We start from the raw sequence: 26,906 nt of genomic DNA on the forward strand, positions 1-26,906 counted from the left end.
ATGTATTGTGCCTGAACACCTTCTTTCAAGTCATCAACGGAACAATCGTTAAATGCCATAGCCTGCTTTACCATGGCTGTAGTGGCCCATTTGTAGAACAACGCAAATACCCAGAAATTAAGATTCACTTGTCATTCCTCCCTTTAAACTCAGTACGTCTAATTTTAAAACAGCCATTTGTTCTCCCAGAGATTGATTCAAAGCCTCTGCTTCTTTCCTTGCCAGCACTTCCGCAGTCAATTGTACGCCTAAAGCATTTTGAGCAAGCTCAGCCTGTTTTCTTGCCAGTTTTTCGTCTGCCAGCTGCTGCCCAAGTGTTGCAAGCTGTTCTGCTATAGGATTGGTTTCAGGAATACTGCCTTGTTTCAGCTGCTCTTTGTATTCTTCATCAGCAGTTTCAACCCATGTTTGTTTTTCCTCATCGAATAAAGGCCGCCACATACCCTCTCCATTTATTTCTGGAGGAATATCAGTAGCATTCGCCGGGATAATATATCTTCCTGACTCTCTATCGGGGTGTAACTCAACCGGCCTTCCTAAATAGATCTTATCCTCACCATATGGGTATATTAATTTCATACTTCTCCCTCCTTTCTTTAAGTTAGAGGCACATCTAAGTCAATATAATATCCATTCACTTTAGACTCAGTATTAGCCATTACCCCTGTTAGTTTCATATCACCAGATGCATATATAATAATCTTGCTGTAACCAGTGGTTCCGCTAGTTGCAACCAGTTTGACTATCCCTTTGCTTGGAGCGCTAGAAGACGGGATACTAGCAAATACAATCTCTCTATCAGTAAGAACATGACCATTAAGATGCAATGTATTTCCGACTTTACGGTATTGTAAAGGTCTATCACCTGTAGTTGCCCCGTTTTTGTATGGAACATTTAGCCACGGCGTCTCTATAAAGTCTAGGTCCGTAATAACCTCTCGCCACCCAGTGAATTCTCCCTCTTTATGCTTTGTTCCAATCCATGTACGGTTATCATAGGATCTTGTTGCTACAATTTTTTTTAACCCTTGAGGAGGAGCAAGGTCAGCCGGAACATCTGTAATATCATAATAGTACCAGGCAGCATCATCATCCCCCGGATGATTCAGAACACCTGCCCCAAAATAAAAGCCAGTCGGATAATCAAAAAGGTTTTGTCCTTTAGTTATCTTTATTCTCTGACCGGTTTGGGTTGTCAGGGGATAGAGTTGTCCATTATTCCATTTGTTCTTATCTTCTTTCGTTACATGAATGTCTGTTTTATTTTCATGAGTATTGACCTTTGCTTGGGCTCCTGCTGAGTATTCGATTTCCATCCAAGGCGTCCAGTTATCTGATCCACTCACCTTATTTCTTATGAATTTCCGCCGATTATCAGGTATAGAGGTTGTTGCACTGGTATATGCTGTGAATTCCTGATATGGATAGGTGCCGTAATTGTAAACCAATAAATAACCATTGCTATTCACAGGGGCATTCAATGCAGTTGAAGCTGAAGTCATATAATAAAACCCTGTTTCAATAACAGTATTGAAATCCACGCCTGACAAGTATTTCATCAAACCATTGTCTTGTGTTAATTTTGATAACTGAGCCGCATTCCACTTGGTCCGCTCTGCATCAGAAATATGTCGAATCTGGTTATAGTTATGTGCGTCAAACTCCGTTTTGGTTGCCTGTTTGTCATTGGTAACATTACCGAGCCCGACTTGATCTTTTGTCACCCCATGAGGGTTGCTTTTATCATTAATGTGTTGATCAGTATACGTTTTTGCATTTTTTTCGGCTGTATCAGCTTTGTTTTGCGCCCCTGTAGTCGTTTCCTTGGCATTCCAATTTGAACGCTCTGTGGCCGTGATATGGCGTGTGGAATCTGTATTGTGTGCGTTGAATTCTGTTTTAGTTGCTTGCTGCACGTTGTCTACGTTTCCTAAACCTACTTGGGCCTTTGTGACTTGGTTGGGGTTATCCCTACGCGCAGCAAATTCATCTGTATAAGCTTTTGCTGTTTTTAAAGCAGTGGAAACGTCATCCTGCGTTGCTCCGATCTCTTGCAATTCCTTTAGTGCATGATAGGCCGTATACTGATACCAGTTGAACCAATCCGCAGGGGGATGATCCATTGGTTTGTATCCTTCATCAATGGAAGACTGCGGGGGCCGCTGCCCGGCGTTCCCCCATTCAGGCAATTCTTTTGTAAAAGGCATAAACATCACTCCTTAAATCGGTAAAGGGTAATCATCTTCAGGCTGAAAGATTCCGCCGAGTGTTCCCCCATCTGTCCCGTCTGTTGAAAATCCATATTGACTTGTTTCTATAGAGTTAGCAGAGGACGAAAAGCGAAAGGTGCCGTTTAAATCTACATAAGCCACCCGTACGCCTGCAGCAACTGTTTTTTGAACGATATTCGAAAACTGTGTTGCACTCATTCCAACTTTGCTCAAAGCCTCAATGGGTGCCTTTTTTACGATAATGGCAGCCGGTTCATCTTCATTATTTTCCTTGCTGCTGACAATGTGGATTTCACTTGGCTTGCAGTTCAGTGTTTTGGCTAAAGCTTCAATGATCCGGTTTGTGGTGCCATCTGAAACATTTCTGGCAACCTTGCCGCGAATAAGCACACGATAAATTTCATCGGTGGCACGGCCCCTATCCTGCGACACGTTGTCACCAAGTAGATCCAGAGCCTTTCCTTTTGCCGCATCAATATCCCGCCAGTTCTCAGCTGTGGTTAGCGCGCTTTTAAGTGCTGTCAGCTGTTCATCGACAATTAAAAAAAGCTTTCCGATATTGCTCTTTTCATCTTTCAAAAAGGCATCGGTCAGCTTTCCTATTAAGTCTTTAATCATATGTGATTCACCACGATTTCATCAAAATGTACCTGGGCAACCTCTTTAGGTTCAATTTCAATGTTTGACTGTGAAAGGTTTGTCGCATCTTTCCCCATCCTGATTGTTACATCAGAGACACCATCTACTTGATATACCGCGTTGAACAACTGCGACAATATAACATCATCGCCCATTTGTGAGCCGGTATAGTAAGAGCCGTTTGCATCAATTCCCCCGATTTTATAAACGAGGTTGTTTTTGATCTGACTTACTCCATCAATAGGGAAGGAAGCATTTGTTTTTAAATCCAGCTGCAGATATATTTTGACTTCCCTTGCAAAATCAAATTTGACGGCATGGTCAAGTCCGCTGGCGTCAGTTATGGTGACAACTTGCTCCCCGACCGTTTCAATTCCTGCAGCAACACTGTCAAACAGTGCTTGCGCAACATCATCTTTTGTACCGCCCAGAACATAAGCATGAATGCTTTTTGGTGGGTTGCCGTCCGCATCGGTCTGCATGGTATTGTTGGCAACAATATTCGCCGATCTGACGCCTGACACGCTTAGCAGGGCTGAAATAATACCTCCGTTTGTAGATGCTGAACTGCCCTCAACTGATTTCTTTATTCGTGCCCGGAATTCCGAATCTGTTTCCTCGTCGGCACCGCCTGCCGATGGTTCCGGATTTGTAACTGAATACACGCCCTCTGAGGGCTCTGCCTGCACGGTAATGGTATTTGCCGCAACATTGTTTATAACGCCCTTAGAAAGCGAGACAGCCGTCCCTGAGCCTGTCCCATTAGCCTCAATTACAACATCTTCAATCAATTCAAAATAGATGCCTGATTCCGTAGTAAACTGAGTTTGTTCTTCAATTACGATGCCGGGTTCTCCAGTAAAGGACAGAGTCACAACTGACTCCGCAGCTGGCTCCCGCGTGATACCCGAGTTGCTGCCAAGACGATCGAGCTGCACGCCCTCAGACTTACTGACAAAGCCGCTGTTATAAACCCTTTCTGCAATATCCCACAAGCCGGCCAGAAACCAAGCAAAGATACGAATAATAATTCCTAATGGCGTTTTACTGGATGTGTTTACATCCTCCCCGAATTGTTCCCGAGCCCGGTCCTCCATACTATCAACAAGCTCGGAATAGGTTTGCCGTTGAAAGCCCGTTTCATCAAGCAAGATCAACACCCCCTATCTCAATTGTTTCTTCATCCTCTTTTGTCATTTTCACATGCACTGCAAGACTGCGACACTCTTTATCCATTAAAAAGTTCACCGATTCCACACTGGCAATACGCTCTTCTTGAGAAATGGCATTTATAATGTCATATTGCGCCTCTTCTTGATCAAACTGCTTTCTTAAAATGTTGCTGCGATCAAGGCCGACATGTTCATCTAGCTCAAACTCTCCTAAACTTGTTCTAAGGATCATTTCTACTGATTGAGCCAGCTCAGCATCACCCTCAACCATTTGTAACTCACCATTTTCAAAACAAAGATCCCCGTCTTTAAGCTTGAGAGTTTTCATCCTTCCCACACTCCTATGACAACTGGATCGTTTATACTGTGTGTGCGCCTCGAATCCGGATCAAAGGTTTTATTGCCGTCCAGGTTATCCAGTGAACGTTCAGCAAACGAAACAAACACGCAGGACCCTACTTTAATATCAGCTTCGACGTGTTTCAAAACAGGCGCATGCTCGATTAAAGGGTATTCATGTAGATACTCACCATCATTGGTTTGAAACAGCAATTTCAGATCGGCAGTGTGTTTCTCAGCATTGTAATTTACAACCCGTGCTGGCGCCGTTGTATGGATTGATTGTTTTATCCGCTGTTCGAATCCGTCAAAGAACTTTGTCGCTTTACTCATTAAATCACCCTACATTCTGTGAAAAAGTCTTTACCGTCAAAGGAATGAGAGCCATCTTTCACACGATATTTTCCTTTCGCTGTCTTGCTGTTTATTTCTATGATTGAAGCAACTGCGATACGATGCTGCAATAGGCACTTCACCTTATACCCTTTGAGATCATCTTCCTCAAATTGTTCAGGCGTTTCCACAAGTCCTGTTGCCTCTTCGAGCTTGAAACGTTCGTCATCCCCTTGACTGAGTGGCCGAATAACAGGACGGCCGCGCCGATAATACATGACTGCCCCAGCATCATGAATGACCTCTTCAAGATTGTTTTCAATCAATCCAGTGACACGATAGCCTTTTTTATAAACTTTATTTTTTGGCAGAATGATATTTTTCACCTTTATACCGAGCACACGCAGAAGCTTATCGACAATTTGCCTTGAGGTTGTGCCAGCCTTGAACGTGATTTTCATGTATCTCTTACGGTATCTGACCTCTGTCCGAGTGCCATAATTTCGGACCGTTTTATATGTCCGGCCGTTCTTATCTTTTTTTACAGTCACCACTGGTTTTGCGAGCTTGTACCGCTTTTTCACATAGTATTTTTCAGCAGGATCAGCGTTTTCAGTGGTTACTTTCATATGGGTGTAATCATCGCCATCTTTTGAATAGATGGCCGTTACCTTATTCAAACCATCCCAATTATTCAGCACCTTGGTAACTTTACCGATAGTTAAAACACCGTAATCGTCTTTATAACCAGCTTGAACAGTGATAGTGCTGCCTTTTTTAATTTTGCTGATTGAATCTTTGCTCAGGTTGTATATTTCAACCTTTGTTTCATTCGGTTTAAAGTCATCATCAAACGGGACCTCAAAATGAATCTCTAAGTCTTTATAATCGAAAGTGGTTTGTGAACTGCCGTTATCTATCGTGACCTTAACGACGCGCCCAAACAGCATTTTATTCGTCGCCATCGTCTTCTCCCTCCGCATCGTCCGAGACATCATCAATATAAAGAAACACGGTTTGCATAAAATTCTCGTATGTAACCCGTGTTTCTGTATTCGATTCATCCATAGGGATAAGGGAAGGCGCAGGCAGTTTCTCGTTTACAATGTCTTCCCACAAAGGGACGTTCAAAATCAATTTTTCGCCCAGCACGATTGGTTCCATGTCTTGATCATATAAATCAAGTGAAAAACTATCGTCTGTTTGGTTGTAATTGATACGCAAAATGAACGTGTCATCTGCTAAATCAAATTCAAACTGCTGTGGTATGTCCTCTTTGTCAAAAGGAATGTAATCTCTTGATGCCATGCCTTTCCCTCCTTCATCTAATCCTCATTTTGACCCCTATCGGAATTCTTCGGTCCGGCCAGGGATTCAACCGACGCAAAGCATTTACTGTGGTGCCGTATTTACGAGCGCAGCCCCAATAAGTGTCACCCTTCTTGACCTTGTGGTATAACTTGCCGGATTTTTTTGTTTTCTTCTTGCTGGCTTTCTTCTTTTTCCCGGCTGTTTTCACTTTCTTTTTGACCCACGGGCTTTTTGCAATACGGATTTCTTGCAACTCAATTGAAATAGCAAAACCGTTTGTGTAATCGCCTGTGTCGCGATCTATCTTTGTGATGATCACATTTTTAGCAACCTTACGCCCGGTATAAGTCAAAAGAGTGCCGGCATAAGCCTGCTTTTTCAGATATTCATAATCACTATTTGCTGTTTTGCCTAATAAATAGCCAGAGACTGTTGTCGTCTCTGGCTTTCTTTGTACATGGTCCGTGATCGGAACCCCTTTTTCAACGGGATATGAAGTGACCTCCACATCCGCGCCATCAGATTCCTTTTCGTTTACGAGATTAATCTTTCCGAGCTTCGCCAATTAATAAGCCCCCTCTGGTGGATAAAGCGACTTCAGCATGTCGAAAACTTCGTCAAATGTTTCAGTTACAGCCTTTTTCACCTTGGTTTCTGCTCCTTCACTGCCACCCTCAACTTTTACATTGATCGACGGGTTAAACGTGATATTGACAGATGAACTGCTTGAGCTTGTAGCAGCTTTTTCTGGTGTGTATCCAGTATCCGCGCCAAGCTCCCGACCGAGTGCAGCATACATTCCGAGTGATTGGTTTCTGTATCGTGGCTCAGTTGTGATGACATACTCCCTAAAGCCGTTTTCACCAAGCGCAGCGACTTGCGGGCTGTTTATGACTCCACCTGTCGCATAACCTCTATACGGCCCACCATGAGCCATAGAAACGAGCCCAGGATGTTTTAAAATGCCGCCGTATCTGCTGTTCAAATAATTGATAGCAGCAAGGATCTGGTCAACTGGATTTTTGATATTTCCGTGACCCGGTTCCTTGTGAGCGTTGAATGTACTTGGTATAAACTGCATAAGCCCTTGTGATGGATGGCCAGCTTTCGCATTCGAATCCCAATTGTTCACAACATTAGGATTCCCGCCTGATTCTTTCATGGCAATGGTTTCAAGTGCGCCAGCATACTCAGACCCAAGGCCCTTGATTGATAGCGCTTGAGCTACCCATTGTTTAACGGCTTTTGAGCCGCCGCCTGAAAAGCTTGCAGAGTAACTGGACATTTTGTCTTTGACAAAACCTACAGCCTTATCTTTGACAAAGTTAAAAGCCCCTTTTGCGAGATCGCCGAACGATCCAACCATAGAAGGTGCAGAAACACCCATTTTTTCTAACACTTTTGTTAAAAGTTTAGATGGGTGCCCGATGTAATCAAAAACATCAAGAGCAACATCTTTCACTTTGCCGGCAACGGATTTTACACCATTCCATGCTTTTGTGAATATGTTTCCTTCTGTTCCTTTTGCGTAAGCAGGAACTCCTGCTAAAGCAGCCCTTGTTTGTTTTGCAGATAACACCTCAGTGCCTTTCGGAAGGTTCATCAGTGTATCTGTTGCAGGGCTAAGCCCTACGTGTCCTGAAGGTGTCCGATACATTTCAGGTCCAGCGTTTGCCCCTTTACCGTCTCCCAGTATCGCAGGGCCTCCCGGATGTCCGCCGGTTCCGTGCGCATATTTAGGTACTTCCCATTTAGGGATATGCTTATCTTTCAAACCGATCTTATCAAGGACCCAGTTCACTCCGCCGATTACACCATTTACGCCTTTTCCGAGTGCTCCGGCAAGTTTGTTCGCTAAGCTAGTCACACCAGACACAGCCTTATGAGCCATGTTCTTAATCCCATCACCGATTTTACCCGGAAGTTTCTTGGCCCCTTCGACTAAATCATTGAAACGGTCCATAACTTTTTGACGTAAATCAAGCGCCAATAACGCGACTTTATTTTTTATATAAAGCCATCTGTCAGTGATTGCTGAACCCATATTGCTTACAAGCTTTTTCACCATTCCGACTGCACTTGAGAATATTTGCTTCACTCCGTCCCACATCATGCGGAAATTCCCAGTGAATAAGCCTTTGAAAACCTTCACTATTCCCATAATAATGCCGATTGCACCCTGTATAATCGCAATGATATTTTTAAGTGCAACTTGAATTATTGAGAGCACAACCGGGAATACAGCAGTCACGATATTTAGGATGAAACGGATCGCCGGAATGACCACAGTTGTGATGATATTCGCCAGAAATTGCAAAAGAGAAACAACAATCGGAAGTACCGCTTGTATGATTTGCATGATCTGCGGGAATACCTGCTGCACAACTTGAATCAAAATAGGAAGTGCCGCTTGCGCCAATTGTAAAATGATTGTTGCCGCTACAGTAAGCAATTGAGCCACAATTGGAAGAACAGCCATGATGACCTGTTTAATAATCGGGAACACTTGCTGCACCGCTGATAAAATTAACGGCAGCACTTGAACCGCAATTTGTCCGATGGATGAACCTAAAAGCTGAATCAATTGCAAAACAATCGGAAGAGCTTGTTGTACAATGCTCAGGATCAATGGGAACGCAAGCTGAATCATCTGGACCAAAATCGGTAGGGCATTTTGCACAATTGAAACAAGGATTCCTGAGAAACTGCCTATCAATTGAATAATGATTGGCAGCACCGCATTAATTACGCTTAGAATAACCGGAAAAATCGTCTGGAAGCCTTGAACAAGTAACGGCAGGATGCTGCTTGCTATTTGCAAGACACTTGTCCATAAAGTACCCGACAACTGCATCCAAGCTGAAAGCAATTGCTGAATCAGTGGCATGATTTGCGGACCGATTGTCTGGAACGTTTGCGAGATAGCTGCAGCAAACAAAACAAGCGTGCCACCTATTTGAACGAAAGCCTGCTGAAGTTGTCCGGCCAGCTGTTGAAACTGTGGTGTCAATTGCGTGACCAATTGCCCGAAAGACTGTTGAAGTGTGTTGATGATTGGCTGCAATGCCTGAAAAACAGTCGTTAGAACAGATTGTACCGATGTCCATGCTGTCTTTAAGGCCTGGCTTACATTTTGGTTTGTTTGTTGCATGCGATATAAGGCACCAGCAACACTCAAAATAGCACCAACAGCCACACCGATTGGCCCTGACACTCCAAGGAATGCAAGTCCGATCGCCGCGACAAACGGAGCAACCAGAGAAACCATTCCTTTAAAACTGGAAAGACCGACTTTCAACTGCTCCATGAACCCTTTTACAATGCCGTTTAGACCGTCTGACAGTCCTTTACCGAAGAAGTCCGAGACTGTCTTTCCGGCATTATGAATGAAGCCTGACACGGTTTTCACAGCCGTTTTATAGGCCGACTCAATTCCAGCCACTAACTGTGGATGCGATTCACCGAGACGATCCCATAATTTCAAGGATTCAGCCTGCATTTTATGAATGGCTGTGATCGCCACGTTTTGTGCGTCCTTGAATCCTTTCATGAAGGCAGGCTTTAACCCCTCAGCCTCTTTGATCATCGTATGAAATGCACCGACAACCGCCGATTTCCCCATGTCAGCAAAGCGTTTCATCGCGTCTGTCGCTGGCTTGAATCTCTCTTGAAGCTTATCGAAATTCTTGTACAGCAAATAAATGCCGGTTACAAGAAGAACGATTGCCCCAGCTACGACATACACCGTACCTGACATAGCAGCCAGTCCGGTTACAACTGGACCAATGAACATCCACAAACTGCTGAGAGCTCCAAGGAACCCATTAACTAACCCTACCCCTATCGCTAGTGGCGATAAAAGTAGGGTTAAAACAGGGATGAGAAGCATAAATCCTTGGATCATTTTCGAGAGTACAGGGTGCGCCTCATTAAACTGAATGATCAGCTTCGCAACGGCCGTAATGCCCTTGTATATCGCCATTGCAAACGCCGCAAACACTTCAATTGCTGGCTGAATGGCTTTCAGTAGTGTACTGCACATCTCTTCCCATGCCTTTGAATAGCCGGGAACTGTTTGTGTTGCCGCTTTATGAAGCCCTTGGAACATGAAAAAGTTTGTAAAAGCCGCGCCCAGTGCCACCATTTGAAAACGCATATAACCCTGAGTAATCATCATTGTCATATCGTTAAGCTCTTTCATGTTGGCAGTAGGTCCGAGCATTTTCAGAGCCAAATGCGCAGCAGTTCCCTGCTTTGCCATGTTCTCAAGCGTATTCGATACGGCAAGCCCAGCTTTATTGACTTGATATAACGGGTTTCCCATTCGGTCATAGTTCGCCGCAATCTTCTCAGATTGAGTGGACCGAGCCATCAATGTCCCTACAGTCTGCAGCATGCTCATGCGCATCATTTTGTTGTTTTTCATCATGTTGTCTGTTACTTGCTTGTGAGCACGTCCCAACCTGTACACTTCATCCATAAACTGCTGATTGGTACCGGACCAGCTGTCCATCTGGTTCCCTAACTGAAAGAAACCGTACTGGGCTCTGATCATTTCATTCCGGAAACCGTTCATACCGTATCTTTCTTCATTCCAAGCTCGACGCATTTCATTAAGCATTTGTATCGTATCGGCTTCCAGTCCACGAGTTGAGCCGCGCAAGAAGTCCATTTCCCGACTATACTGCCGGATTCCCCTATAATCTGGGGCCGGGACAGACACTGCAGCCACGTTATTCTGAACGCTTTGCGTGTTCTGCTGCGTAACGTTTGCTGCGGGCGTACCGATACGGCTCATATCGACGTTATTCAAATTCTGCCTGAGTTGATCAATTGCTTCATTGGCGTTTGTTATCGACGTCTGATCAACATTGATATTGACCTCAGACGGAAGGCTTTGAATAAGTCTGCTTGTCTCTTGTACCTGGGTATGCAGCTGGCTCAAACGGGATGTAACTAAGTCGATTTGAGGCCCTAGCCGTTCTATCATTTGACTGGCAGTTTGCAACGATGAGTTGTCCAAGATCATACTCATATGGATGTCTCTAAAATTCCGCTGTTGCCTTTGAACCTGAGCCATCCGTGTACGCATCTGTGAAAAACTGCCGCCAGCATCGCCGACATGATCAACGAGTCTATCTATTTGCTGATTTGCTCTTTCTAGAGGGGAGGTATCAACGTTCAATTCAACGTCAATATGCGTACTTCTTAATGCTTCTGACAACGTTCATACCCCCTCATTTCTTGTTATTCCTCTTGTTTTCTTGCTCAATATGGATGTCGAGGGCTGCATTTGCCTCCATTAGGGTATCGAGATCCATCATCGCGACCTCTGAGAAGGAGAACTTCCCAGACATCACGAGTCTATACATAGGCCAGTTGTCACTCGCCTTCTTTTTGTAATACGGCTTTGGTTTGGGTTTCGTCGATAAGAAAGGATTGAACCTCTTTCATTAATTCCATGAAACCTTCGTGTTCATCGAAATATTCAAAGCTCACTTTCGGTTGGACAACGACTTCTTTCATGAATAACTCATACATAGCAGCTGAATTTGGTTTACCTAAATTGAGGTTGACTGCTTCGTCCTGAATTTCCACCATTCGCTTTGTTCCTGGGTGTTGAAGAGTGTACTCAATTCCTTTGATAGTTACTTTCTTTTGTTTACCGAATTTTGACATAGGTTTTCCCTCCGCTTGTTTAGTTTGCATATATTGAAAAGCAGCCCTATTGGACTGCTTTCGTGCGTTTGATTTCTTCTTTTTTGCCATAGCTTAATTACTGTTCCAATACTGTATAGTCAAAGACTTGAATCTTGAACTCACGATCTCCAATCTCGTCACTGAATTCAGCATCGGCAGGCTTTTTGACCATCGCTTCTGTGCCGCCGATTTTTTCCTGTCCGCCCGTAACCCAGATAGGGAAACGCTGGGCCGTGTTTGCCATTTTATTCAGGTATGGTACAAATGGCGATCCCATGGAAAGAGTCAGTGTAATTGTTCCGAGTGGGTTGTTTTTCGTTGCAACACTGACATCACCCTTGGCGCTGACTTTAGTCGAGAACTTTTCTTCGTCTTTTGCACAAGAAACCATTGTGCCCTCGGAATAACCGGTTACGATTTTCCCGTCAATGTTCGTGTTGACTTCGTTTGCATCATAAACGTACATGCTTTATATCCTCCTTAAATTGAGATTTCACCAGTGATTTCAGCAGAATGAACCGCGCCAGCCAGTTCAAAAGTAAATGATAGGCCGTCGTATACACGGTTTTTTCTGTTTTCATCTGTGATTTGATCACGGGTTTTTGTGCTGATTGAATACACTGGCTGCCCGTCTGCATCTTCTGCAACAATGCCATTTGCAAAGGCTGTTTGCAGAACGTTTGTGACCTGTACACTCAGCAATGAAAAACCAGCATTCGAGAACGGGATTTTGCCATTGTTTGAGAATGCTGATTGTATTGAGGTTTCAATATTCAATTTCACCCAATCTTTGCCGTGCAGCACGTCGATATATTCCCCGGATGCAGTAATGCCCTCGGATGTCTCGTTGTGGCCCGCTTTGGTTACATAAGCAATAGCCCCTTCTGTGTGCAGCTTCTTCAGCTCATCTGCTTTAATATCTTGAGGCGTGATACCTACGATATTTTTAAACTTCCAAGTTACTGAACCCACTGTATGAGAAGCAACAGAACCAACAAGCCCGGCGTCTGGATGCTCGTCATTTAACGGGTGATAGAAAACGATTGTGCGATCCTTGCCTTTGTAAGAAGCAACTTCTTCCCGGTCAGTTACCTGTAAAACTACAAATTTATATGATTTCTCTTCCATCGCTTTTGCCGCTTCCATTCTTTCGTCCGCTGTAGCATCAGCAAGGATCAAGAAGTGCCAGTCCTTGTCGAAATACTCGTCAAACGCATTCCGAATGGAGAATGTTGCTTGTGTAGTCGCTCCTTCTTCTGGCGTTTCTGTGCTGCCTCCATACGTACCGATGGCAACCTTTGACGGTGCATTGTCACCCTGAGCAAAGATAGCCGCAGCCTTTTTATATGCTGCTGTGGTTTCCGGATAGTCTGCCTTGATAGCTTCTAATGAGCCATACTCTTTATATGTGTTGTGTCCGTCTACCTTCGCAAGAATCAGAGGTGTTCCCAATCCTTTAAGGCTGGACGGTTTCACTAAGTCAATTTTGACTGTAACGTCACTAAGTGGCATATGAATTACCCTCCTGTATTTTCAATTCGTACAGAGTCGAAAACCTCTGCATTTGCTTTTCCATGAGTGACACGCGTTCTAAAGCGCGTATCAAAGCCGTGACGGCGTTCTGTGTCAATCGTGATAAATGTATCTCGATTACCGAAACCGTCGTTCCTGACCCATGCCAGCCCGTTATCATGAAGCTTTTGACGTGCTTCAGCTGTTTTGAAGTACGCCGCTGTTTGTTGAGCAAGGGAAATGGCCTCAATATGGCTGTTTGAAACCCATGTAAAAGAGAAAACAAGCTCGATGTCTTCCGTTAACACTCCCTGCTCTTCAATGCCTCTATGTTGGGGCAAATACGGGGAAGTCACGGTATACGTGCAAAAAGGATAGACAGGTTGTTTCCCTGTACCATTTGCAACGATAACGACATGGCCTGTTTTCTCTCTAATCAGTCCCAGGACTGTTTGTATTATGCTGTTGTAGTCCATCTGAATTGATCACCGCCTTTAAGATATAGCTGTTGAAATCGGCATACGTCCCATAAGGCGTCATCGCTTCAACATCAAAGGTGGCGCCATCAAAAATCACCTGACCTTTCAGAGGAATTTCGTTCTTGATAAATAGCTGCCTGTCCATAGATGTAAGCCGGCCGCCAGATTGATAGATCAATTGTGACTGTAGAGGTACTATTGCCCCTCTTTCGTCTGACTTCGTCGGTTTCGGTGGCACCCATTCTCCAAGATCATCGTATGAACCCTCTTCAGATGGAATAAGCAATGTAAAATCAACGCTGTACCGCTTAATCAGATCAGAAAAAATGAAATGATTACCCATCAGCTTTCAACCTCATAATCCATAGAGCCAATCATTTCCCCGGTATCGACCAATGGATTTGAAGAGCCTTTCTCTTCGGTTGTAAATGGATGGTTTGCCGGGTTCCGCAAGTCTCGGGCATACACTTGAAGCCGCCCTTTCGCAAGCAGGCCGACTGTTTCCATGATGTCATTCATCGAATCGCCATTCTCTAACGCTCTATTGACCAGATCCTCTACCTTTTGAACAATCTCTTCCTCGTTCTCGTCCCATCCAGCACGGATGAAAGAACGCTCCGGAATGTTGATATATTGAGTTTCTTTCTTGAGGTACAGCCCTTTTGCAGCAAGATAATTCCGCATGCGATCAGTTACAGCAATACGGCAGCCGAATTCGTGAACAGCCGCGATCATTTGCCGCTCACTGTCTAGGATTCCGACTTTCACCTTACCGACGGAACCGAGGTTTCTTATGACTTCTGGAATACGGTTTCTATCTCGTACCCGAATGTTTCGACGCGCCATTTGATCACCTCAGTGGTTTAAAACGAATTTTTTTGTATGGCCGAAAAAAATCAAGCGCTGGTTTATACCTTACGTCATCCACCGTGTATGTCTTGCTCATTCCGCCAATTGATTCAGACTGAACACCTTTCGGGCTGTCCCGATCAATTTCAATCATGAGAGCAATTCCTTTCTTCACAGGGCCTGGTAGTGATTCAACCCCATCTGGACCGACAAAAGGGTTATTGCACTCCTCCTTAACGAAAGAAATCGCGTCTGCAAGGTCTATTTGTAGCTTTGCATCCTGGGATGTGTCATCAGCTGGAATCCCTAACCTGACTTTTAATTCTGCCAAGTCCATTTCTCTCATTCCTTTCAAAGAACCGGTTCATATGTCGCAAAGCATCGGCAATTAATATCATTTGATGGATCACCGCTTTGTCCCGGCGCTTCTGCTGTTACATGAACACCATTTTTATTGATGCCAAGATCAAACAACTGATTGACCATGCGTTCCTGCCCTTCTAAATGGACATGATCCGCATGTTTTGTCTCACGAACTCTTTCATCCCCAACGTTGTGCCAGATTTTTTTCATGTTGATGCCCCGCGACTGAGCTTTTTTAGCAGCGTCAAGCGTTGCTTTTTCCCTTATGCGATGCATTTCTGTATTGGCTATGCGCTTCGATCGGTTGTAACTCAGGCCGACATCTGTCTGCAGCTCCTTCGCTATCTGAGCAAAGCGTTTCCGCTCAATAAAACCGCGTTCTATTGTCTTGTTAATCTGCTGTATTGTCTTTTTGCGATCAGTTTCAATGGCTTTGTCCATTTGTTTACTTTTAATGGCCTGCCGAACGTCTTTAGGAGCCCATTCAGCAGGCAAATTCGGCTGATTTAGTGTTGCTTTTGGCTGCACAAGTTTTATCCCTAACGCAGCCAGAACGCCAAGGATCAGCCAGCTGTAAGATGATTCATAGGTTTCTTCAAGAAATTCTATTATCATAGCTTTAACTTTCGCTGAAAGATCACTAATCAACGATGTGATTTCCCGTTTGATACGGTTTAGATCACCGTGTCGATTAGCGTCAGCAAGTGTCGGTTCTTCGATCTGATCAAGCTTCACGAATAACGCAGTCAGCTTTGACAGCACATCTTTTGAAGCACGCTGAAAAAGCCGCTTGAGTTTCCGTAAGAATTCCTTGGTTTTACGGTTCAACGGCTTCAAAAGCTCTTTTTCAGTTTGTTCTTTATCCACCGCTTACCCTCCTACTCTTCGGCCTCTGCTTCTTTGCTGTCAGGCTCTGTGATGTCCTCAGCTTCTTTTTTACTTGTGCCCTTGTCTAATTTAAAGCCATGAGCCTTGTAAACTACCTCGAAAGCACGTTCAGTGACTTCTAGTGTCTGTTTGCCCTTCTTAATTCTGATCATTATGCGCCAGCCCCTTCAGCTGCAGGAGTTAACGCAGCAAATGCATCATCAGCCAATGTCATGAAGCCAACCTGCTGAGTTACGCGCAGTGCGACCATATCTTGTTCGAAAAGGCTGACAGGTTTTCCGTCAGGTCCCGCAATTGTATGAAGTGTTGCATCCTCTGAAATTGAATATTCCATACCTTGAGGAATACCATATCGGGCATAATCCCAGTTACCTGTGAGTAAGTGCGCCTTGCTATAATCCCAAGAATCAGAATTGACGTAACCAATCGGCAGACCTAAAGCAGAGTTTGTTGCTCCAGCTCCCGGATCATTAAAGATAGGAGTACCCTTGTCATCTACAGCGCCTCTCAGTGGCTGTTTAAAACGTCTTGTTGTTGTCCATCCGTCAGGATCTTTATCAGCCTCTTCAATCAAAGAAATAACACTGTTCAACTCTTTATAAAGATTCCCCAAAGACCCTAATTGCACTTTGTTCCCGCTTTTCTCGATTTTCTCATAAATTGAAACACCTTCACCGAAAGGCGAACCATTCCCGAATAACGCAGCTTGGTCAAATTTCAATGCAAATGCTTTAGAGATAGCAGATTGCATCTGAGTAAAGAAATCCTTTACTGAATATCGTAAAAACTCTTTTGTCACTGGAATAATAACAGCGAGCTTTTTAGAAACCATTTTAGCTGTTAACCATTCCGCTCTTGATGTCTGGATTCGCTCACCTTCTCCAACCCAATAAGCCCCTGGTCCAGATGCTAAATAAGTAAATATTTTTTCTGTTTTATCCATTTCTTCGTATTTAGCTAATTGTGTCACAACTGATTTAGTCATGAAATCCTTTAAAACAAGTGTTCCTTCTTCTACTGGTACTGATCCTGTTTTTGCATCTTGCATCAGTACATTGTTTGGATTGAATGCCATGATAGTCCTCCCTATTGTCTAATGTTTACTGATTTTGCGAGTGCCCCAATATCAACAGACCCGCTGGCAGGTGATGGATCACCTTTTTCAAAGTTGCTGCCGCTCTCTTGGAACTTGGATTCGATAGCTTTTTGAACTGCAGCTGTGTATTTCTCTTCAAACACACCGAGATTCTTCATAGTTGTTTCCTCATCCTCACCGAGGAAGAACTCCACTACATCTGCCGGCAATTGCTTTTCAGAAGCATAAGTAACAGCTTTGTTTAAAAGTTTTTCACGTTGTGCTGCTGTCTTCTGATCTTCCAGCTCTTTTTCGAGCCTCCTGATGCGTTTCTGTTCCTCGGTTTCTTCCGGATAAAGCTCTTTTACCTTTGCGTTCACTAGAGTATCAAGATTGTTCGCCTTCCATGTCTCAAGGCTTTTCGTAAAATGGGAATCCAACCGGGGCTGAATAAGTCGTTTCCCTTCGTCTGTTTCAAGGAACCCTTCCACCTTATCTGCTGATACGGCCGAAAGTTCTCCTACAAATGCTTTTACTTCTTCATTGTCTTTATTCTCATCAAGAAACTGCTTGATTTCTTCAATATTCACTTATGATCAACCTCCGTGCCGTACAGTACGAGCCTGCACGTCAAAGTTTCCCGGCTTTTAAAGACTTCCGGCAGGTCAGTTCTCGTCTTCGTTATTGTCTTTTTCATCATCAAGATCATAGGCATCTTGTTCAGCTTTCATTCTCTCAATCTCATATTGCACATCATCGACAATAGAGAGTGTTGAAAGGCGTGTCTCTTCGCTTACCTGGCCTTTAAATTGCGCAGACGTCTGCGCCTCTTCCAAGAGATTTGACGGCAGATTCCGTTTAAATGAAAACCAGACCTTCAAATAATCATCAGGTTTCACTTTGCTCTTTTTCGCCCATGCAGAGCAAAGCAACTTGTACTGATACCGCAGAGCAGCAGTCATTTTCCGCTCCATTGTGATGCACTTATTTTCAAGGGCCATCAGCTTGTATTTCATTGCAACGCCTGTCACATTCCCGCCGAATGATTCATCAGAGAAATTGACCGATTTTGCCAAACGAAGAATATTTTCTTCAAGCCTGTTCAGATGGTTTTCAATCATGGTATCGTTTATGTCTTTGGTCAGGAATTTCACGTCATCATCTTTCCCGAACAATTCAAAAACACCGTTCTTTTTCAGTTGCTGGATTTCTTCATCATCCATACCAGCACCCTTTAAAATTAAATAAGCCAGCCGCAGCTGCTCGATCTCGTTTGATGCATCAGAAAGAGTGCGATCGTATGCATCTATAAGTTGGATCACCTTTTCAGCATCACCCATCTGTTCATCATTGTTAGGCAAGCCGAACAAAGGGCAATAATCGAACATGTGAGGCTTCTTTTCTATCAAAGTCCAGTTGCCGTCACTTTTTTCGAAGAAATAGGCTTTCTTATCATCGTAAAATGTCACTTTCTCACGCTGAATACTCTCATTGTTAACCCAATCAAAGACTGTATAATATCTCAGTGCAAAAGTAGGCTCTGTGATGTCATTCTCAGCAATAAAAACAACTTCCCAAGGGTTAACATTCGCAACTCTTTCCGAGCCGTCAGGAGCAATATACACAAGCCTAGCACCATAACCACAGATGGCCGCTTTCTTACCCCATTCGCTATCAGCATCAGCAATGTTATTCACGTTATTAAACCTATTGATTTGCTCAACCAAGGCTGTATTTTTGTTTTCCCCGTCTTTCTCCGTCTCGTAAGAGATTGGATGACCAAACATATACCCAACCTTTGTATCCACTATCTCGGCATCAAAGGCATTATTGAGACGATTGTTTACTCTGTCATCTATACGGCGAACAGCTCCTGTTTCAAAATCTTCGAATTTAGCCGCTTCACGTCGTAAAATTGGAACACCGGCAACGCTGGCTTTATAACGTTCATACCTAGCTATGGCTTTTTCTTTGATTGGCTCATGCTCTTTAATAATTTGATCAATGATGGTGCCGTCAATCTCATTATTCCGAAGATAATTCAAGAACTTGTTCATCTTCTCACCTCTTTCCTTTGCGTCTCATAGGTTTGTTATGTGTGTAAATGGCGTAACGGATAGAGTCGAGCACATCGTCCCATTCTTTAACCGGTTCGCCAGTATTCGGATTCCAGACATACATAAATATCTCTTTTTTAAAGCGACTTACTTTGTCTTCAGCAATAAAAAGCTGATCCCGCTTGAACAGCCGAGCCACTTCTTCAATACCTGAAACAACTGCTTTATCAGCATCTAACGCACGAAGCTTCTCTCTACGAAAACGCACGATGTGTTCAGGCCGAGCTGTATCACAATAGAAATTAATGTTGCCATACCGCTCTTTGATGTCCTTTGCTACCTTCACCCAGTAATCTATCTCTTCGTGCTGCTTAGAATGTTCTTCGAGCAAATAAAAACACCCTTGGTCATCTTGTCCGATTACGACAATAGAACCCGGGTGCTCATATCCCCAGTCAACGCCAGCAAAGTATTTAGTGAAGTTGACTTGTTTATTTTCCATCTCTTTAGAACTGATATAGTGCTTGTCTTTGTTGAAATCCTTGTATATTACGCCTTCCGGAGCAACCCAGTAGCCGTAAATATCTCGGTCCGTAAACATGCCGCTTGGTGTTGAGGCAACAATACTTTCGACATATTCAGGATCAAGAAAGTTGTTATCGAACAACGAGAAGTGAAAAGAACGGATATTCAGCCGACCGTTTTTCAGCCGCTGCCCGTCTTTGTCGATATAGTCCGTTTTGACGGTGTGCATCGGGTTTTCAGGGTTTGTATCCATCATGACCATTGCACCCTTATAGGAGCAACGAGAAATGACTTCCTTCACGAATGAATCATGCAGGGCAGTCGCTTCGTTTAGGAATGCGCCAGCTGATGTGAAACCCCGTGCCTTTTTCCATGAGTCTGCATTTGCACCATCAAAGCAATAAACACGGTTTCCGAATATCTCAACGGCATTCGCTTTATCAAGGCGCAATTCTTTCCCCAGGATGAGCTCTAAATCATTTAGGATATTCCGCTTTATAGAAGCCTGAGTTGCCCCGCCAATGATAAAGGAAAGCCCCATGTTTTGATATTTGCTGATATGCCCGAGGAACGTCAAAAGGAGCACGAATGTTTTTCCTGCCCTTTTCGCCCCGCTGCATATTAAGATTTTTGGCTGCTCTTCGATAAAGCTGTTCCATACTTCTTGTTGCTTGGAGTTAAGTTCCATGAGGTTTCACCATCTTCCGCAACATGGCAGCAACTTCATTTTCTTGAGAGTTTCCGTTATCACCGTCAATATCTTTCTTCGCCTTCTCGATATTCAAGCGCATTTGCTCCAATTTAAGGCGCCGCTCGTCTGCTTCGTGAGCCAGCTGGTCAAACTGTTTAATCAAGCCTCTTAGCTCTCCCATTGCTCGAGATTGGGCGTTCAGGAATGTAGCATGACGATCCCATGCGAATTGGAACTCCCATTCTTTTTCATCACCAAACATACCTGGCTTCTCTTTTTTCAAAACCTTAGTCATGTCGTCCTTATCCTGCACGTGCATAATGCGCTGCGCCCGGATAATGGCTGCATATTGAATCTGTATCTGATCCCATATCATATCAGCTGGCGAACGTTCCTGAATCTCTTCCATGATTTCAAGTGTTTCTTCTGGCAGGAATTTAGAGAAAAAGCCGTGAGTCACAGCATTTTGATTGCCTGCCGGAGCCGCGCCGCCTTTGTTTCCTATTGCATTTTTGTTGCCGGGCTGTCCGCCTTTTTTTGTGTGCACACTTTTTGAAATGGGTGCACCCTTTTTTCTTTCCCAACCGTGCCGCTGTTTCCATGATTTGATGGTGTTCATTGACACCCCGTATTTCTCGGCAAGGTCCTTGTATTTCATGCCTTTGACGTAATCCTTATACGCCTGTATGTGCTTTTCGGGCATCTACATTCACCGCCGCCCCCTTCTGATTCGTGTTTGTTTTGGAGATTATTTTCTCGGGATGAACTCGTCATCGTGTGCAAGCTGATGAATAGTGTCTTTACCTATTTCCGCAAGTCCCACAGCCTGCACATATGTTTCCGTGTCATGTATTGTCATTGTAGTGCCATCCTTCATGTTGAAAGTAGCGACATAGCCATCTATCTCATGAAAGTTCTGCTCCATCCAATTAATCAGTCCGTTAGTAGGACCAGGAAAGACTCTCCTCACATTACTCATTATGCTCACACCTCCATCAATCTTTTTTGACTTTGATGGTTATAGCGTGAATACAGACCGCAGTCCAAAAAATAAAACCCATCGTCATAAATGGATGTGCATAAATTGTCTCCATGCTATTCCTCCTTCATATTCTCTCTAAACCAAGCCCAAACTCAGAGGCTGTCAGCCGCCAATAGTCTGATCTGAGATTCACTGGACCCGGTTTACAGAAAACATAAAAAGTCTTTCCGATTGGAAAGACTTAGTGTGTTATTTCATTTGTGTTATCCGTATCAGTTTCTTGTTTTTCTTTATCTTCTTTAAAAATAGAGTCGGCCAACGGTCTATACAACGGTCTATATTCTTTTTGAACTAAAATATCCAAAAAATATCTGTGACCATATTTGTTTAAAATAGCTTCACCAAATTTACTCCACTTAAACTTGAAGAAAAGACGTAAATATAAATATATGTGCTTCCTATAAAGAATATTCTTCTTGAAAATATATTTTTCTCTCAAAAACCGAATGGCAGTTTTCGTTCCAGACATATTCGTTATAATTCTAAGAAGAAAATACATAGTACGATACTTTTTTATTTCTCTCTTAGACTTCCGGTCAAAAGGCGCTATTTTTATTAATTCATTCAGAATTTCTTCAAAAAGGTTGAATTGCGAAAGATACACACTCATTCCTGATAAATCGTCAATGTATTCATATTGCTTCAATTTATTGTATGCATTAATTATTTTAGGAGATGCATACTTTAAATTTTTACCGATGTGTTTATTTATCTCATCCAATAATTTTTCTTCATCAATGGGATGTTTATCTTTCAAAATGCCCCTATTAAACTCTGTAATATAGTCACAATATGTGTACATTTCGAGTAAAATAGGTGCATATAGTTCATTATAAAAAACTCGCTGGTTACTCTTTCTTTCTCTTTTTAAAACGAGCCTATGAGAAAAATACTGTGCAACACAAGCACCAATAAAGGCTCCAATCAAAGTCGCAGCAGAAGTTAAAATAGCTGGCTGCATTTGTTTCGGTATATTGACGTTTATCCAATTTGATATCCAATTTACTATCCATTTTGCTATCCAATCCATATGAAATACCTCCCACCCTATTATCGGTGAAAGGACATTAAAAAGGAATCATTTGCAAAATTTGTCGAACGAATGCGCCCTTCATAAATAGGTGGCAGTCGTAAGACAAAAAAAGCACCCTTTAGCTACGGGTGCAATCAACGTTTCTTTTTATAGCCTTCAATGTCTTTTCTCAAGAATAGACGATCCCTATTTGTTGTTTTAATCGGAATCAATGTTTTGTAATCCACCAGCTGCTTGAGGTTCTGGCGGCTGCATCCGATAATCTCAATGGCTTCAGATGTCGTTATGACTTCTTTATCCATGAATTCTCTCAGCTCGTCAATACTTTCAAAAACAAACTTAGTCATTCCGCGTGTTCCTCCATCTAAGGATAATATTAATAATAGTGATTACCAACCAGCTAAGAGCCAAAACCATTGTAATGATATCCAAAGTACCAAGATGATCATAATCAAAGTTTGCAAACACTGTCACGAACAGAACAAAGAATATTACTGTTGACCCGTCTACTAATTTTTTCATATAGTTGAGCATGGAACTCAAAGTGTTATAATATGGTGAGGGGGAAGTGATTCCCCCCATTGGGTTATTTGCGACGTTTCTTCTTGGCGGGAGAACGTCGTTTTTTGTTATCCTTCATTTCCTTGATGTTCTTGACCATCGTTGTAATTCCGGTAAGGATTGCAACCAGCCAAGCCAAGTCCCGAAGGATAATTTCAACCATTTCCATGCTCTTTCAACACCTCCTTTCGATACTTTAATTATACCAATTATATTTACCACCGTCAATATAAATACAGATAAAATTTGGGTTTTTTACCAAAAAATATTGTTTTCAGACAAAAAAACAACCTATTCATGCTAAACAGAATAGGCTGTGTTCTGCTCTATTTTTCATTTTCAAACGGGAACGCTCAATGTTTTTTTGCACTGTTCCTTTCTTAATGTCCAGCAGCTGGGCGATCTCTTCAAAAGACATGTTTTGCACAGTGTGCATGATGAAAATGTCCTTCTCTCTTTCAGTGAGGACAGAAAGGGCATCAGCAATTCTTTCTTTGTCCCAGTCGCTTACCTCTCCTTCTGGCTCCTGATTTATCGCATATTCTTCTGGCATTGCATCAATGATACGAGGATCAGCAAGAATCGTTCTTTGGTAAACGTCCCTTCTGTCAGCTCCCCGACGTGCTCCTGGTTGCCTCCCGTTCTGCAGCCATTCGAGAGTGAATTCAATATCGCTGATCATACTGCCAATGATTTTCTTATCGTTCTTTTGTTCTGCTGTCATTTCAATTTCTGGTGTTTCCGAGAATGCTCGGTACATCTTTCTCGCTTCTTTTAACGCTCTTTTGTATTCAATGATTAAATCCTGCATGTTTATCCTCCTCTTATTTACGCTTAAAAGCGCCGCCTTTGCCTCTTCTGAGTGTTTGCCTGTCTTGCCCCATCATTTGCCGCCAAAACCGTTCAGAACGCTCCTGCGCGTTTTTATTGGGCTTTTTCTTTTCCTGTTTCATGTCATCCCTCCGCTCAAATAAAAAACGGACACCAAACAAACAGCGCTTATGCTGTAAGTTCAGTGTCCGCAGGCTTTCCATCTTGGACTTATTTAGTTTTGTTCTGATGCCCATTTCAATCTGTTGTAATCTTCCGAGCTTATAGAAACACCTTCCGTTCCACAGTGTGCACAATGAACACCATTTGGATATTTAAGCTCTTCGATATATGTCCATTCTTCACAATCCTCGCAATAGTAGCTATGCAATTCATCTTTTGTCATTCCGCGCCCTCCTTCTCTTCCGGCGGCCACCATCCACGAACCAAGTACCCACTGATAGCCGCGGTAACTGACACACAATTTAATCTCAAACTCTGATTGTCGAAATAATACGCCAGAATTATTCCTATGGAATCGGCAACGCCCGACATTATGAGAAGCATCAATACTCTAAATGCAAATTTCACTCCGCGCCCTCCAATAACTCTGGATTTTGATAAACATCGCCGAAGACTTCAAGATCGCCCACCATAAAAGCCCCACCGATTCCTAAATCGAGATAAAATCCAGCTTGTTTTTTGTCGTACCTAACAATTGATCTTGTATCAGTGCCATGATCTAAAATTGAATCCTTGTCATAAATCATTTTTTCGTTCTTATCCTTCAACCCTGTTCCCCACATGAGAGCCGCATTTTTTTGTGTGCTATCCGCAAGCCGAATTGGATGAAGTGATAAGCTGGTATGGCGGTACAAGCTCCATCCCCTGCCTGTAATAACGAGACTCAACCCTTCATCATCCCAATAGTGCATCTGCTCGCCGTCCCAGACTCTGTATGCTGTGTTCATTGTCCGCTCTCCTTTGCTCTAACCTTGTACCGTGTTTTACAACCCTTGCTAACTTGTTTCAATTCAGCAGTGAAACAGTCGAGACATATATTTTCTTGTTTTCGGTGGTCGCCAGTGTTTTGTTTTAGCTGTTTAATATCTGATCGAAAAGCAAACCTTAAAGGCTTTTCAAAGATAGGCGAAGTATTTTCATGAGTATCCAGTCCACATGTTTCACAGCATAATTTATTCACGCTATTTCCTCCTCAACGCCCATGCTGCAGCCGCATTTCGGGCAGCGTGCATCTGGGCGGATTTTTATATCTAATTCGTTGTGACCACATTCAGGGCAGCTGTATTCGATCATGATGCCGCCTCCTGATCCATAATTGCTTTGAATATCGGATAAATCTGCTGAGGTACAACCGCGTTGCCTAATCCTTTAATTCTGTCCACCCGGTTGGGAACCCCATGAGCCACTCGACCCACGTCGGGTTCAGCTGGCCAGCGTTGCCTGCCGTCATCTGTTTCCGTTCCTGTTCTGAAATGACTCCCTTTTCCTGTAGATCCATCATTTTCTGAAATGATCCGGTGCCGCCGCACATTCCCTTTGTTCGTGGAGTCGGCCAGAGGACTATATCGTTCAAGTTTTGACTCCAACCCTGCTGTTGCTTTCTCTTTGCTCTCTTTGAGTCCGGTTTGCTCCCTGACCTGTAATCCCTTGACTGTGGTGTCGGGAAGAATTGAACGTACCTCCCCAGCCCTATTGAGCCGTCCGTTCCATTCCCGGTTTTCTTCCTGAGAGTCCCTGAGGAATTCACTGTGAAACTGTCGTTTTCCCCTATAATGCTCCCTGTTGTGCCGTCCGAAGCTGTCGGAGTAGGCAACAACGAATGTTCGATCTCTTCGATGTTTGGCGTCGACGGCGCAAGCCGGTATAATAAACGATTGCCCTTTGTAACCTGCGCTTTCCAAGTCAAATAACGTGCGGTCGAGCTCCATGTTTGCGAAGTTAGCAACGTTTTCACCAACAACCCAAGTGGGTCTAAGTTCTTTGATGATCCTAAACATTTCCGGCCAGAGGTCGCGGTCATCTTCCGTGCCTCTTCGCTTCCCGGCAATACTGTAAGGCTGGCAAGGGAATCCTCCTGAAATAATGTCAATTGTTCCACCTGGCTCAATCACTCCTTTTTCCTCTAAAAGCTGTCTATTCAAGGTGCGTACATCATCGAAGATGGGAACGCCCGGGAAGTTCTTATTCAATACTTTCTGGCAGAAGGGTTCACGCTCACAAAACGCGACTGTTTCAATTCCAGCCCATTCAGCAGCAAGCGCAATGCCCCCTATTCCTGCAAATAACTCGATGCTTTTCATGCTGTCCTCCCCCTATTCCCAGCCGACTGCGATTGCAAAGAATAAAACCAAAACCATCGCCCCAATGAGCCAGCCATTTGTCTTATCACGCTTTGCAATGATAGTTTCATCACCGATCATTTTCAGATCATCTGACTTTGCCACGAGCACCGGTATGTAATCTGGATGCACTTTTAGAAGTTCTGCCGCCTCGTAAACGGTCATTGCTTCGTCCTTAGTGGCTTTGACTGCCCGTTGAAGCTCAACTTGTAAAGGGATCATTCTGCAGCACCCTCCATTCCTCTGCCTTCAAGAACCTCCTGTGCATACCGAGAATACTTTTGAATCACTAACTCAGGCGCCGTTCTAACTGCTTTCATATTAGTGAATTGATGCAAGGCTTTTCTAAACCTGTCGTTCTCTTTATTAAGCCGCTGAAGCTCTTCCTGAGCCTGCCGGAATTGATGAACTGTTACATCCTGTTGACGCTTGTTTTCCTCGATGATTTCCTGACGCTTTTCAGCCAGTTCAGCTTGTTCAATCAGAAAGTGCCAAGCTTTTTCTAAACCTTCCCCGCATTCGGCGTATTTCTTTAACCAACTCGTGAAGATGGTAATATCAAGTTTTTTAACTTCCTGTAATTTATCCATGCCGTTCCTCCCCCGCAGGGGAAAGCCCCTGCTATTTGATTTTGAAACCTATTTCATGATCAACTCGAGCAAAGCTTCCCTTTGCCGTTTGAATGATTGTTTTGCCATGCTCCGGGGCTTCCAAGACATGTGCGGTGCCCTGGCTCCCGTCTAAAACGATGATCTGTATTTTGCCCGGCTCAATTGCCTGTTCGATTGTTGTATCTTTGTTTAAATTAATTTCTCTTGGGTTGTACATTCTTAGCGCCCCCTGTGCTATGATAGAAGTACCAGTTCATATCAGAGCATCGGGGCATACGCTTCGGTGCTTTTTTTGTGTTTAATAGTGATCCGGTTTCCATCC

General features: G+C 43.5%; 37 protein-coding genes. All 37 read right to left on the reverse strand.

Features of this window, described 5'->3' with window-relative positions; all coding sequences use genetic code 11:
- On the reverse strand, positions 1 to 128 hold a 128-nt coding region (locus tag NSQ09_RS22790; RefSeq protein ID WP_341032872.1), incomplete at its 3' end, for an XkdX family protein.
- Positions 118 to 579, reverse strand: a complete 462-nt coding sequence (locus tag NSQ09_RS22795) for an XkdW family protein (protein WP_032722275.1) — start codon at positions 577 to 579, stop codon at positions 118 to 120. The genes NSQ09_RS22790 and NSQ09_RS22795, both read right to left, overlap by 11 nt.
- A gap of 17 nt (positions 580 to 596) precedes the next feature.
- Positions 597 to 2,207 carry a pyocin knob domain-containing protein gene (locus tag NSQ09_RS22800; RefSeq protein WP_250635033.1) on the reverse strand — a complete coding sequence of 537 codons (1,611 nt, stop codon included), beginning with the start codon at positions 2,205 to 2,207 and terminating at the stop codon, positions 597 to 599.
- 12 nt (positions 2,208 to 2,219) lie between these two features.
- Positions 2,220 to 2,849 (reverse strand): hypothetical protein, encoded by a 630-nt coding sequence (locus tag NSQ09_RS22805; RefSeq protein ID WP_015715405.1) that lies wholly within the window; start codon positions 2,847 to 2,849, stop codon positions 2,220 to 2,222.
- On the reverse strand, positions 2,846 to 4,030 hold the full coding sequence (locus NSQ09_RS22810) for a baseplate J/gp47 family protein (RefSeq protein WP_225722074.1): 1,185 nt from the start codon (positions 4,028 to 4,030) through the stop codon (positions 2,846 to 2,848). The genes NSQ09_RS22805 and NSQ09_RS22810 overlap by 4 nt, the downstream gene beginning before the upstream one ends.
- Positions 4,014 to 4,370: a DUF2634 domain-containing protein gene (locus tag NSQ09_RS22815; RefSeq protein WP_160245713.1), complete on the reverse strand. Its 357-nt coding sequence runs from the start codon at positions 4,368 to 4,370 to the stop codon at positions 4,014 to 4,016. The genes NSQ09_RS22810 and NSQ09_RS22815 overlap by 17 nt, the downstream gene beginning before the upstream one ends.
- Positions 4,367 to 4,714, reverse strand: a complete 348-nt coding sequence (locus NSQ09_RS22820) for a Gp138 family membrane-puncturing spike protein (protein WP_041339442.1) — start codon at positions 4,712 to 4,714, stop codon at positions 4,367 to 4,369. The genes NSQ09_RS22815 and NSQ09_RS22820 overlap by 4 nt, the downstream gene beginning before the upstream one ends.
- On the reverse strand, positions 4,714 to 5,679 hold the full coding sequence (locus NSQ09_RS22825; RefSeq protein WP_017696622.1) for a phage protein: 966 nt from the start codon (positions 5,677 to 5,679) through the stop codon (positions 4,714 to 4,716). Before NSQ09_RS22825 ends, NSQ09_RS22820 begins: the two co-directional genes overlap by 1 nt.
- Positions 5,666 to 6,022, reverse strand: a complete 357-nt coding sequence (locus NSQ09_RS22830; RefSeq protein WP_032722280.1) for a phage baseplate plug family protein — start codon at positions 6,020 to 6,022, stop codon at positions 5,666 to 5,668. Before NSQ09_RS22830 ends, NSQ09_RS22825 begins: the two co-directional genes overlap by 14 nt.
- A 13-nt stretch (positions 6,023 to 6,035) precedes the next feature.
- The gene (locus NSQ09_RS22835; RefSeq protein WP_032722281.1) at positions 6,036 to 6,590 is read right to left on the reverse strand and encodes a LysM peptidoglycan-binding domain-containing protein; all 555 of its coding nucleotides are present in this window, start codon (positions 6,588 to 6,590) and stop codon (positions 6,036 to 6,038) included.
- Positions 6,591 to 11,249: a transglycosylase SLT domain-containing protein gene (locus NSQ09_RS22840; RefSeq protein ID WP_341032843.1), complete on the reverse strand. Its 4,659-nt coding sequence runs from the start codon at positions 11,247 to 11,249 to the stop codon at positions 6,591 to 6,593. It abuts the gene before it with no gap.
- A 158-nt stretch (positions 11,250 to 11,407) separates the two neighbouring features.
- On the reverse strand, positions 11,408 to 11,704 hold the full coding sequence (locus NSQ09_RS22845) for a hypothetical protein (RefSeq protein ID WP_041339472.1): 297 nt from the start codon (positions 11,702 to 11,704) through the stop codon (positions 11,408 to 11,410).
- A gap of 97 nt (positions 11,705 to 11,801) precedes the next feature.
- The gene (locus NSQ09_RS22850) at positions 11,802 to 12,191 is read right to left on the reverse strand and encodes a phage structural protein (RefSeq protein ID WP_341032846.1); all 390 of its coding nucleotides are present in this window, start codon (positions 12,189 to 12,191) and stop codon (positions 11,802 to 11,804) included.
- A gap of 14 nt (positions 12,192 to 12,205) precedes the next feature.
- Positions 12,206 to 13,237, reverse strand: a complete 1,032-nt coding sequence (locus NSQ09_RS22855) for a DUF3383 family protein (RefSeq protein WP_041351400.1) — start codon at positions 13,235 to 13,237, stop codon at positions 12,206 to 12,208.
- A 5-nt stretch (positions 13,238 to 13,242) separates the two neighbouring features.
- Positions 13,243 to 13,713 carry a phage neck terminator protein gene (locus NSQ09_RS22860; protein ID WP_341032848.1) on the reverse strand — a complete coding sequence of 157 codons (471 nt, stop codon included), beginning with the start codon at positions 13,711 to 13,713 and terminating at the stop codon, positions 13,243 to 13,245.
- The gene (locus NSQ09_RS22865; protein ID WP_341032850.1) at positions 13,670 to 14,059 is read right to left on the reverse strand and encodes a hypothetical protein; all 390 of its coding nucleotides are present in this window, start codon (positions 14,057 to 14,059) and stop codon (positions 13,670 to 13,672) included. The genes NSQ09_RS22860 and NSQ09_RS22865 overlap by 44 nt, the downstream gene beginning before the upstream one ends.
- Positions 14,059 to 14,562, reverse strand: coding sequence for a hypothetical protein (locus NSQ09_RS22870; protein ID WP_085186912.1), 504 nt, complete (start codon positions 14,560 to 14,562; stop codon positions 14,059 to 14,061). The genes NSQ09_RS22865 and NSQ09_RS22870 overlap by 1 nt, the downstream gene beginning before the upstream one ends.
- A gap of 4 nt (positions 14,563 to 14,566) precedes the next feature.
- Positions 14,567 to 14,902: a phage head-tail connector protein gene (locus NSQ09_RS22875; protein ID WP_341032852.1), complete on the reverse strand. Its 336-nt coding sequence runs from the start codon at positions 14,900 to 14,902 to the stop codon at positions 14,567 to 14,569.
- 14 nt (positions 14,903 to 14,916) lie between these two features.
- On the reverse strand, positions 14,917 to 15,795 hold the full coding sequence (locus NSQ09_RS22880; RefSeq protein ID WP_159377042.1) for a phage minor head protein: 879 nt from the start codon (positions 15,793 to 15,795) through the stop codon (positions 14,917 to 14,919).
- Between the two features lie 11 nt (positions 15,796 to 15,806).
- Positions 15,807 to 15,968, reverse strand: coding sequence for a hypothetical protein (locus tag NSQ09_RS22885; protein ID WP_162868985.1), 162 nt, complete (start codon positions 15,966 to 15,968; stop codon positions 15,807 to 15,809).
- Positions 15,968 to 16,891: a phage major capsid protein gene (locus NSQ09_RS22890; protein WP_341032857.1), complete on the reverse strand. Its 924-nt coding sequence runs from the start codon at positions 16,889 to 16,891 to the stop codon at positions 15,968 to 15,970. The genes NSQ09_RS22885 and NSQ09_RS22890 overlap by 1 nt, the downstream gene beginning before the upstream one ends.
- A gap of 11 nt (positions 16,892 to 16,902) precedes the next feature.
- Positions 16,903 to 17,481, reverse strand: coding sequence for a DUF4355 domain-containing protein (locus NSQ09_RS22895; RefSeq protein WP_160245718.1), 579 nt, complete (start codon positions 17,479 to 17,481; stop codon positions 16,903 to 16,905).
- Between the two features lie 75 nt (positions 17,482 to 17,556).
- On the reverse strand, positions 17,557 to 18,948 hold the full coding sequence (locus NSQ09_RS22900) for a phage portal protein (protein WP_212036232.1): 1,392 nt from the start codon (positions 18,946 to 18,948) through the stop codon (positions 17,557 to 17,559).
- A gap of 4 nt (positions 18,949 to 18,952) precedes the next feature.
- Positions 18,953 to 20,161, reverse strand: a complete 1,209-nt coding sequence (locus tag NSQ09_RS22905) for a PBSX family phage terminase large subunit (protein WP_160245720.1) — start codon at positions 20,159 to 20,161, stop codon at positions 18,953 to 18,955.
- The gene (gene terS, locus NSQ09_RS22910; RefSeq protein WP_341032862.1) at positions 20,151 to 20,867 is read right to left on the reverse strand and encodes a phage terminase small subunit; all 717 of its coding nucleotides are present in this window, start codon (positions 20,865 to 20,867) and stop codon (positions 20,151 to 20,153) included. Before terS ends, NSQ09_RS22905 begins: the two co-directional genes overlap by 11 nt.
- Positions 20,868 to 20,912: 45 nt before the next feature.
- Positions 20,913 to 21,143: a hypothetical protein gene (locus NSQ09_RS22915; RefSeq protein ID WP_015715382.1), complete on the reverse strand. Its 231-nt coding sequence runs from the start codon at positions 21,141 to 21,143 to the stop codon at positions 20,913 to 20,915.
- A 244-nt stretch (positions 21,144 to 21,387) separates the two neighbouring features.
- Positions 21,388 to 22,236 carry a hypothetical protein gene (locus tag NSQ09_RS22920; protein WP_041345382.1) on the reverse strand — a complete coding sequence of 283 codons (849 nt, stop codon included), beginning with the start codon at positions 22,234 to 22,236 and terminating at the stop codon, positions 21,388 to 21,390.
- 137 nt (positions 22,237 to 22,373) lie between these two features.
- Complete coding sequence (locus tag NSQ09_RS22925) at positions 22,374 to 22,586, reverse strand: transcriptional regulator (RefSeq protein WP_044445062.1); 213 nt, start codon at positions 22,584 to 22,586, stop codon at positions 22,374 to 22,376.
- 239 nt (positions 22,587 to 22,825) lie between these two features.
- Positions 22,826 to 22,969, reverse strand: a complete 144-nt coding sequence (locus NSQ09_RS22930; RefSeq protein WP_015715377.1) for a hypothetical protein — start codon at positions 22,967 to 22,969, stop codon at positions 22,826 to 22,828.
- Positions 22,970 to 23,095: 126 nt separating this feature from the next.
- Positions 23,096 to 23,611 (reverse strand): sigma-70 family RNA polymerase sigma factor, encoded by a 516-nt coding sequence (locus NSQ09_RS22935; RefSeq protein WP_277709490.1) that lies wholly within the window; start codon positions 23,609 to 23,611, stop codon positions 23,096 to 23,098.
- A gap of 13 nt (positions 23,612 to 23,624) precedes the next feature.
- On the reverse strand, positions 23,625 to 23,753 hold the full coding sequence (locus NSQ09_RS22940) for a hypothetical protein (RefSeq protein WP_015715375.1): 129 nt from the start codon (positions 23,751 to 23,753) through the stop codon (positions 23,625 to 23,627).
- Between the two features lie 92 nt (positions 23,754 to 23,845).
- Positions 23,846 to 24,016, reverse strand: coding sequence for a hypothetical protein (locus NSQ09_RS22945; RefSeq protein WP_015715374.1), 171 nt, complete (start codon positions 24,014 to 24,016; stop codon positions 23,846 to 23,848).
- A gap of 181 nt (positions 24,017 to 24,197) precedes the next feature.
- On the reverse strand, positions 24,198 to 24,581 hold the full coding sequence (locus tag NSQ09_RS22950; RefSeq protein WP_341032865.1) for a YopX family protein: 384 nt from the start codon (positions 24,579 to 24,581) through the stop codon (positions 24,198 to 24,200).
- Positions 24,582 to 24,923: 342 nt separating this feature from the next.
- Entirely contained in the window at positions 24,924 to 25,934 is a 1,011-nt protein-coding gene (locus NSQ09_RS22955) for a DNA cytosine methyltransferase (protein ID WP_341032866.1), read from the reverse strand.
- Positions 25,935 to 25,946: 12 nt separating this feature from the next.
- Entirely contained in the window at positions 25,947 to 26,195 is a 249-nt protein-coding gene (locus NSQ09_RS22960) for a hypothetical protein (RefSeq protein ID WP_341032867.1), read from the reverse strand.
- The gene (locus tag NSQ09_RS22965; RefSeq protein WP_341032868.1) at positions 26,192 to 26,563 is read right to left on the reverse strand and encodes a VWA domain-containing protein; all 372 of its coding nucleotides are present in this window, start codon (positions 26,561 to 26,563) and stop codon (positions 26,192 to 26,194) included. The genes NSQ09_RS22960 and NSQ09_RS22965 overlap by 4 nt, the downstream gene beginning before the upstream one ends.
- A 31-nt stretch (positions 26,564 to 26,594) precedes the next feature.
- Positions 26,595 to 26,801: an XtrA/YqaO family protein gene (locus tag NSQ09_RS22970; protein WP_095252452.1), complete on the reverse strand. Its 207-nt coding sequence runs from the start codon at positions 26,799 to 26,801 to the stop codon at positions 26,595 to 26,597.
- Positions 26,802 to 26,906 lie beyond the last annotated feature (105 nt).

The organism is Bacillus sp. FSL W8-1202, assembly GCF_038006165.1.
Lineage (GTDB): Bacteria > Bacillota > Bacilli > Bacillales > Bacillaceae > Bacillus > Bacillus subtilis.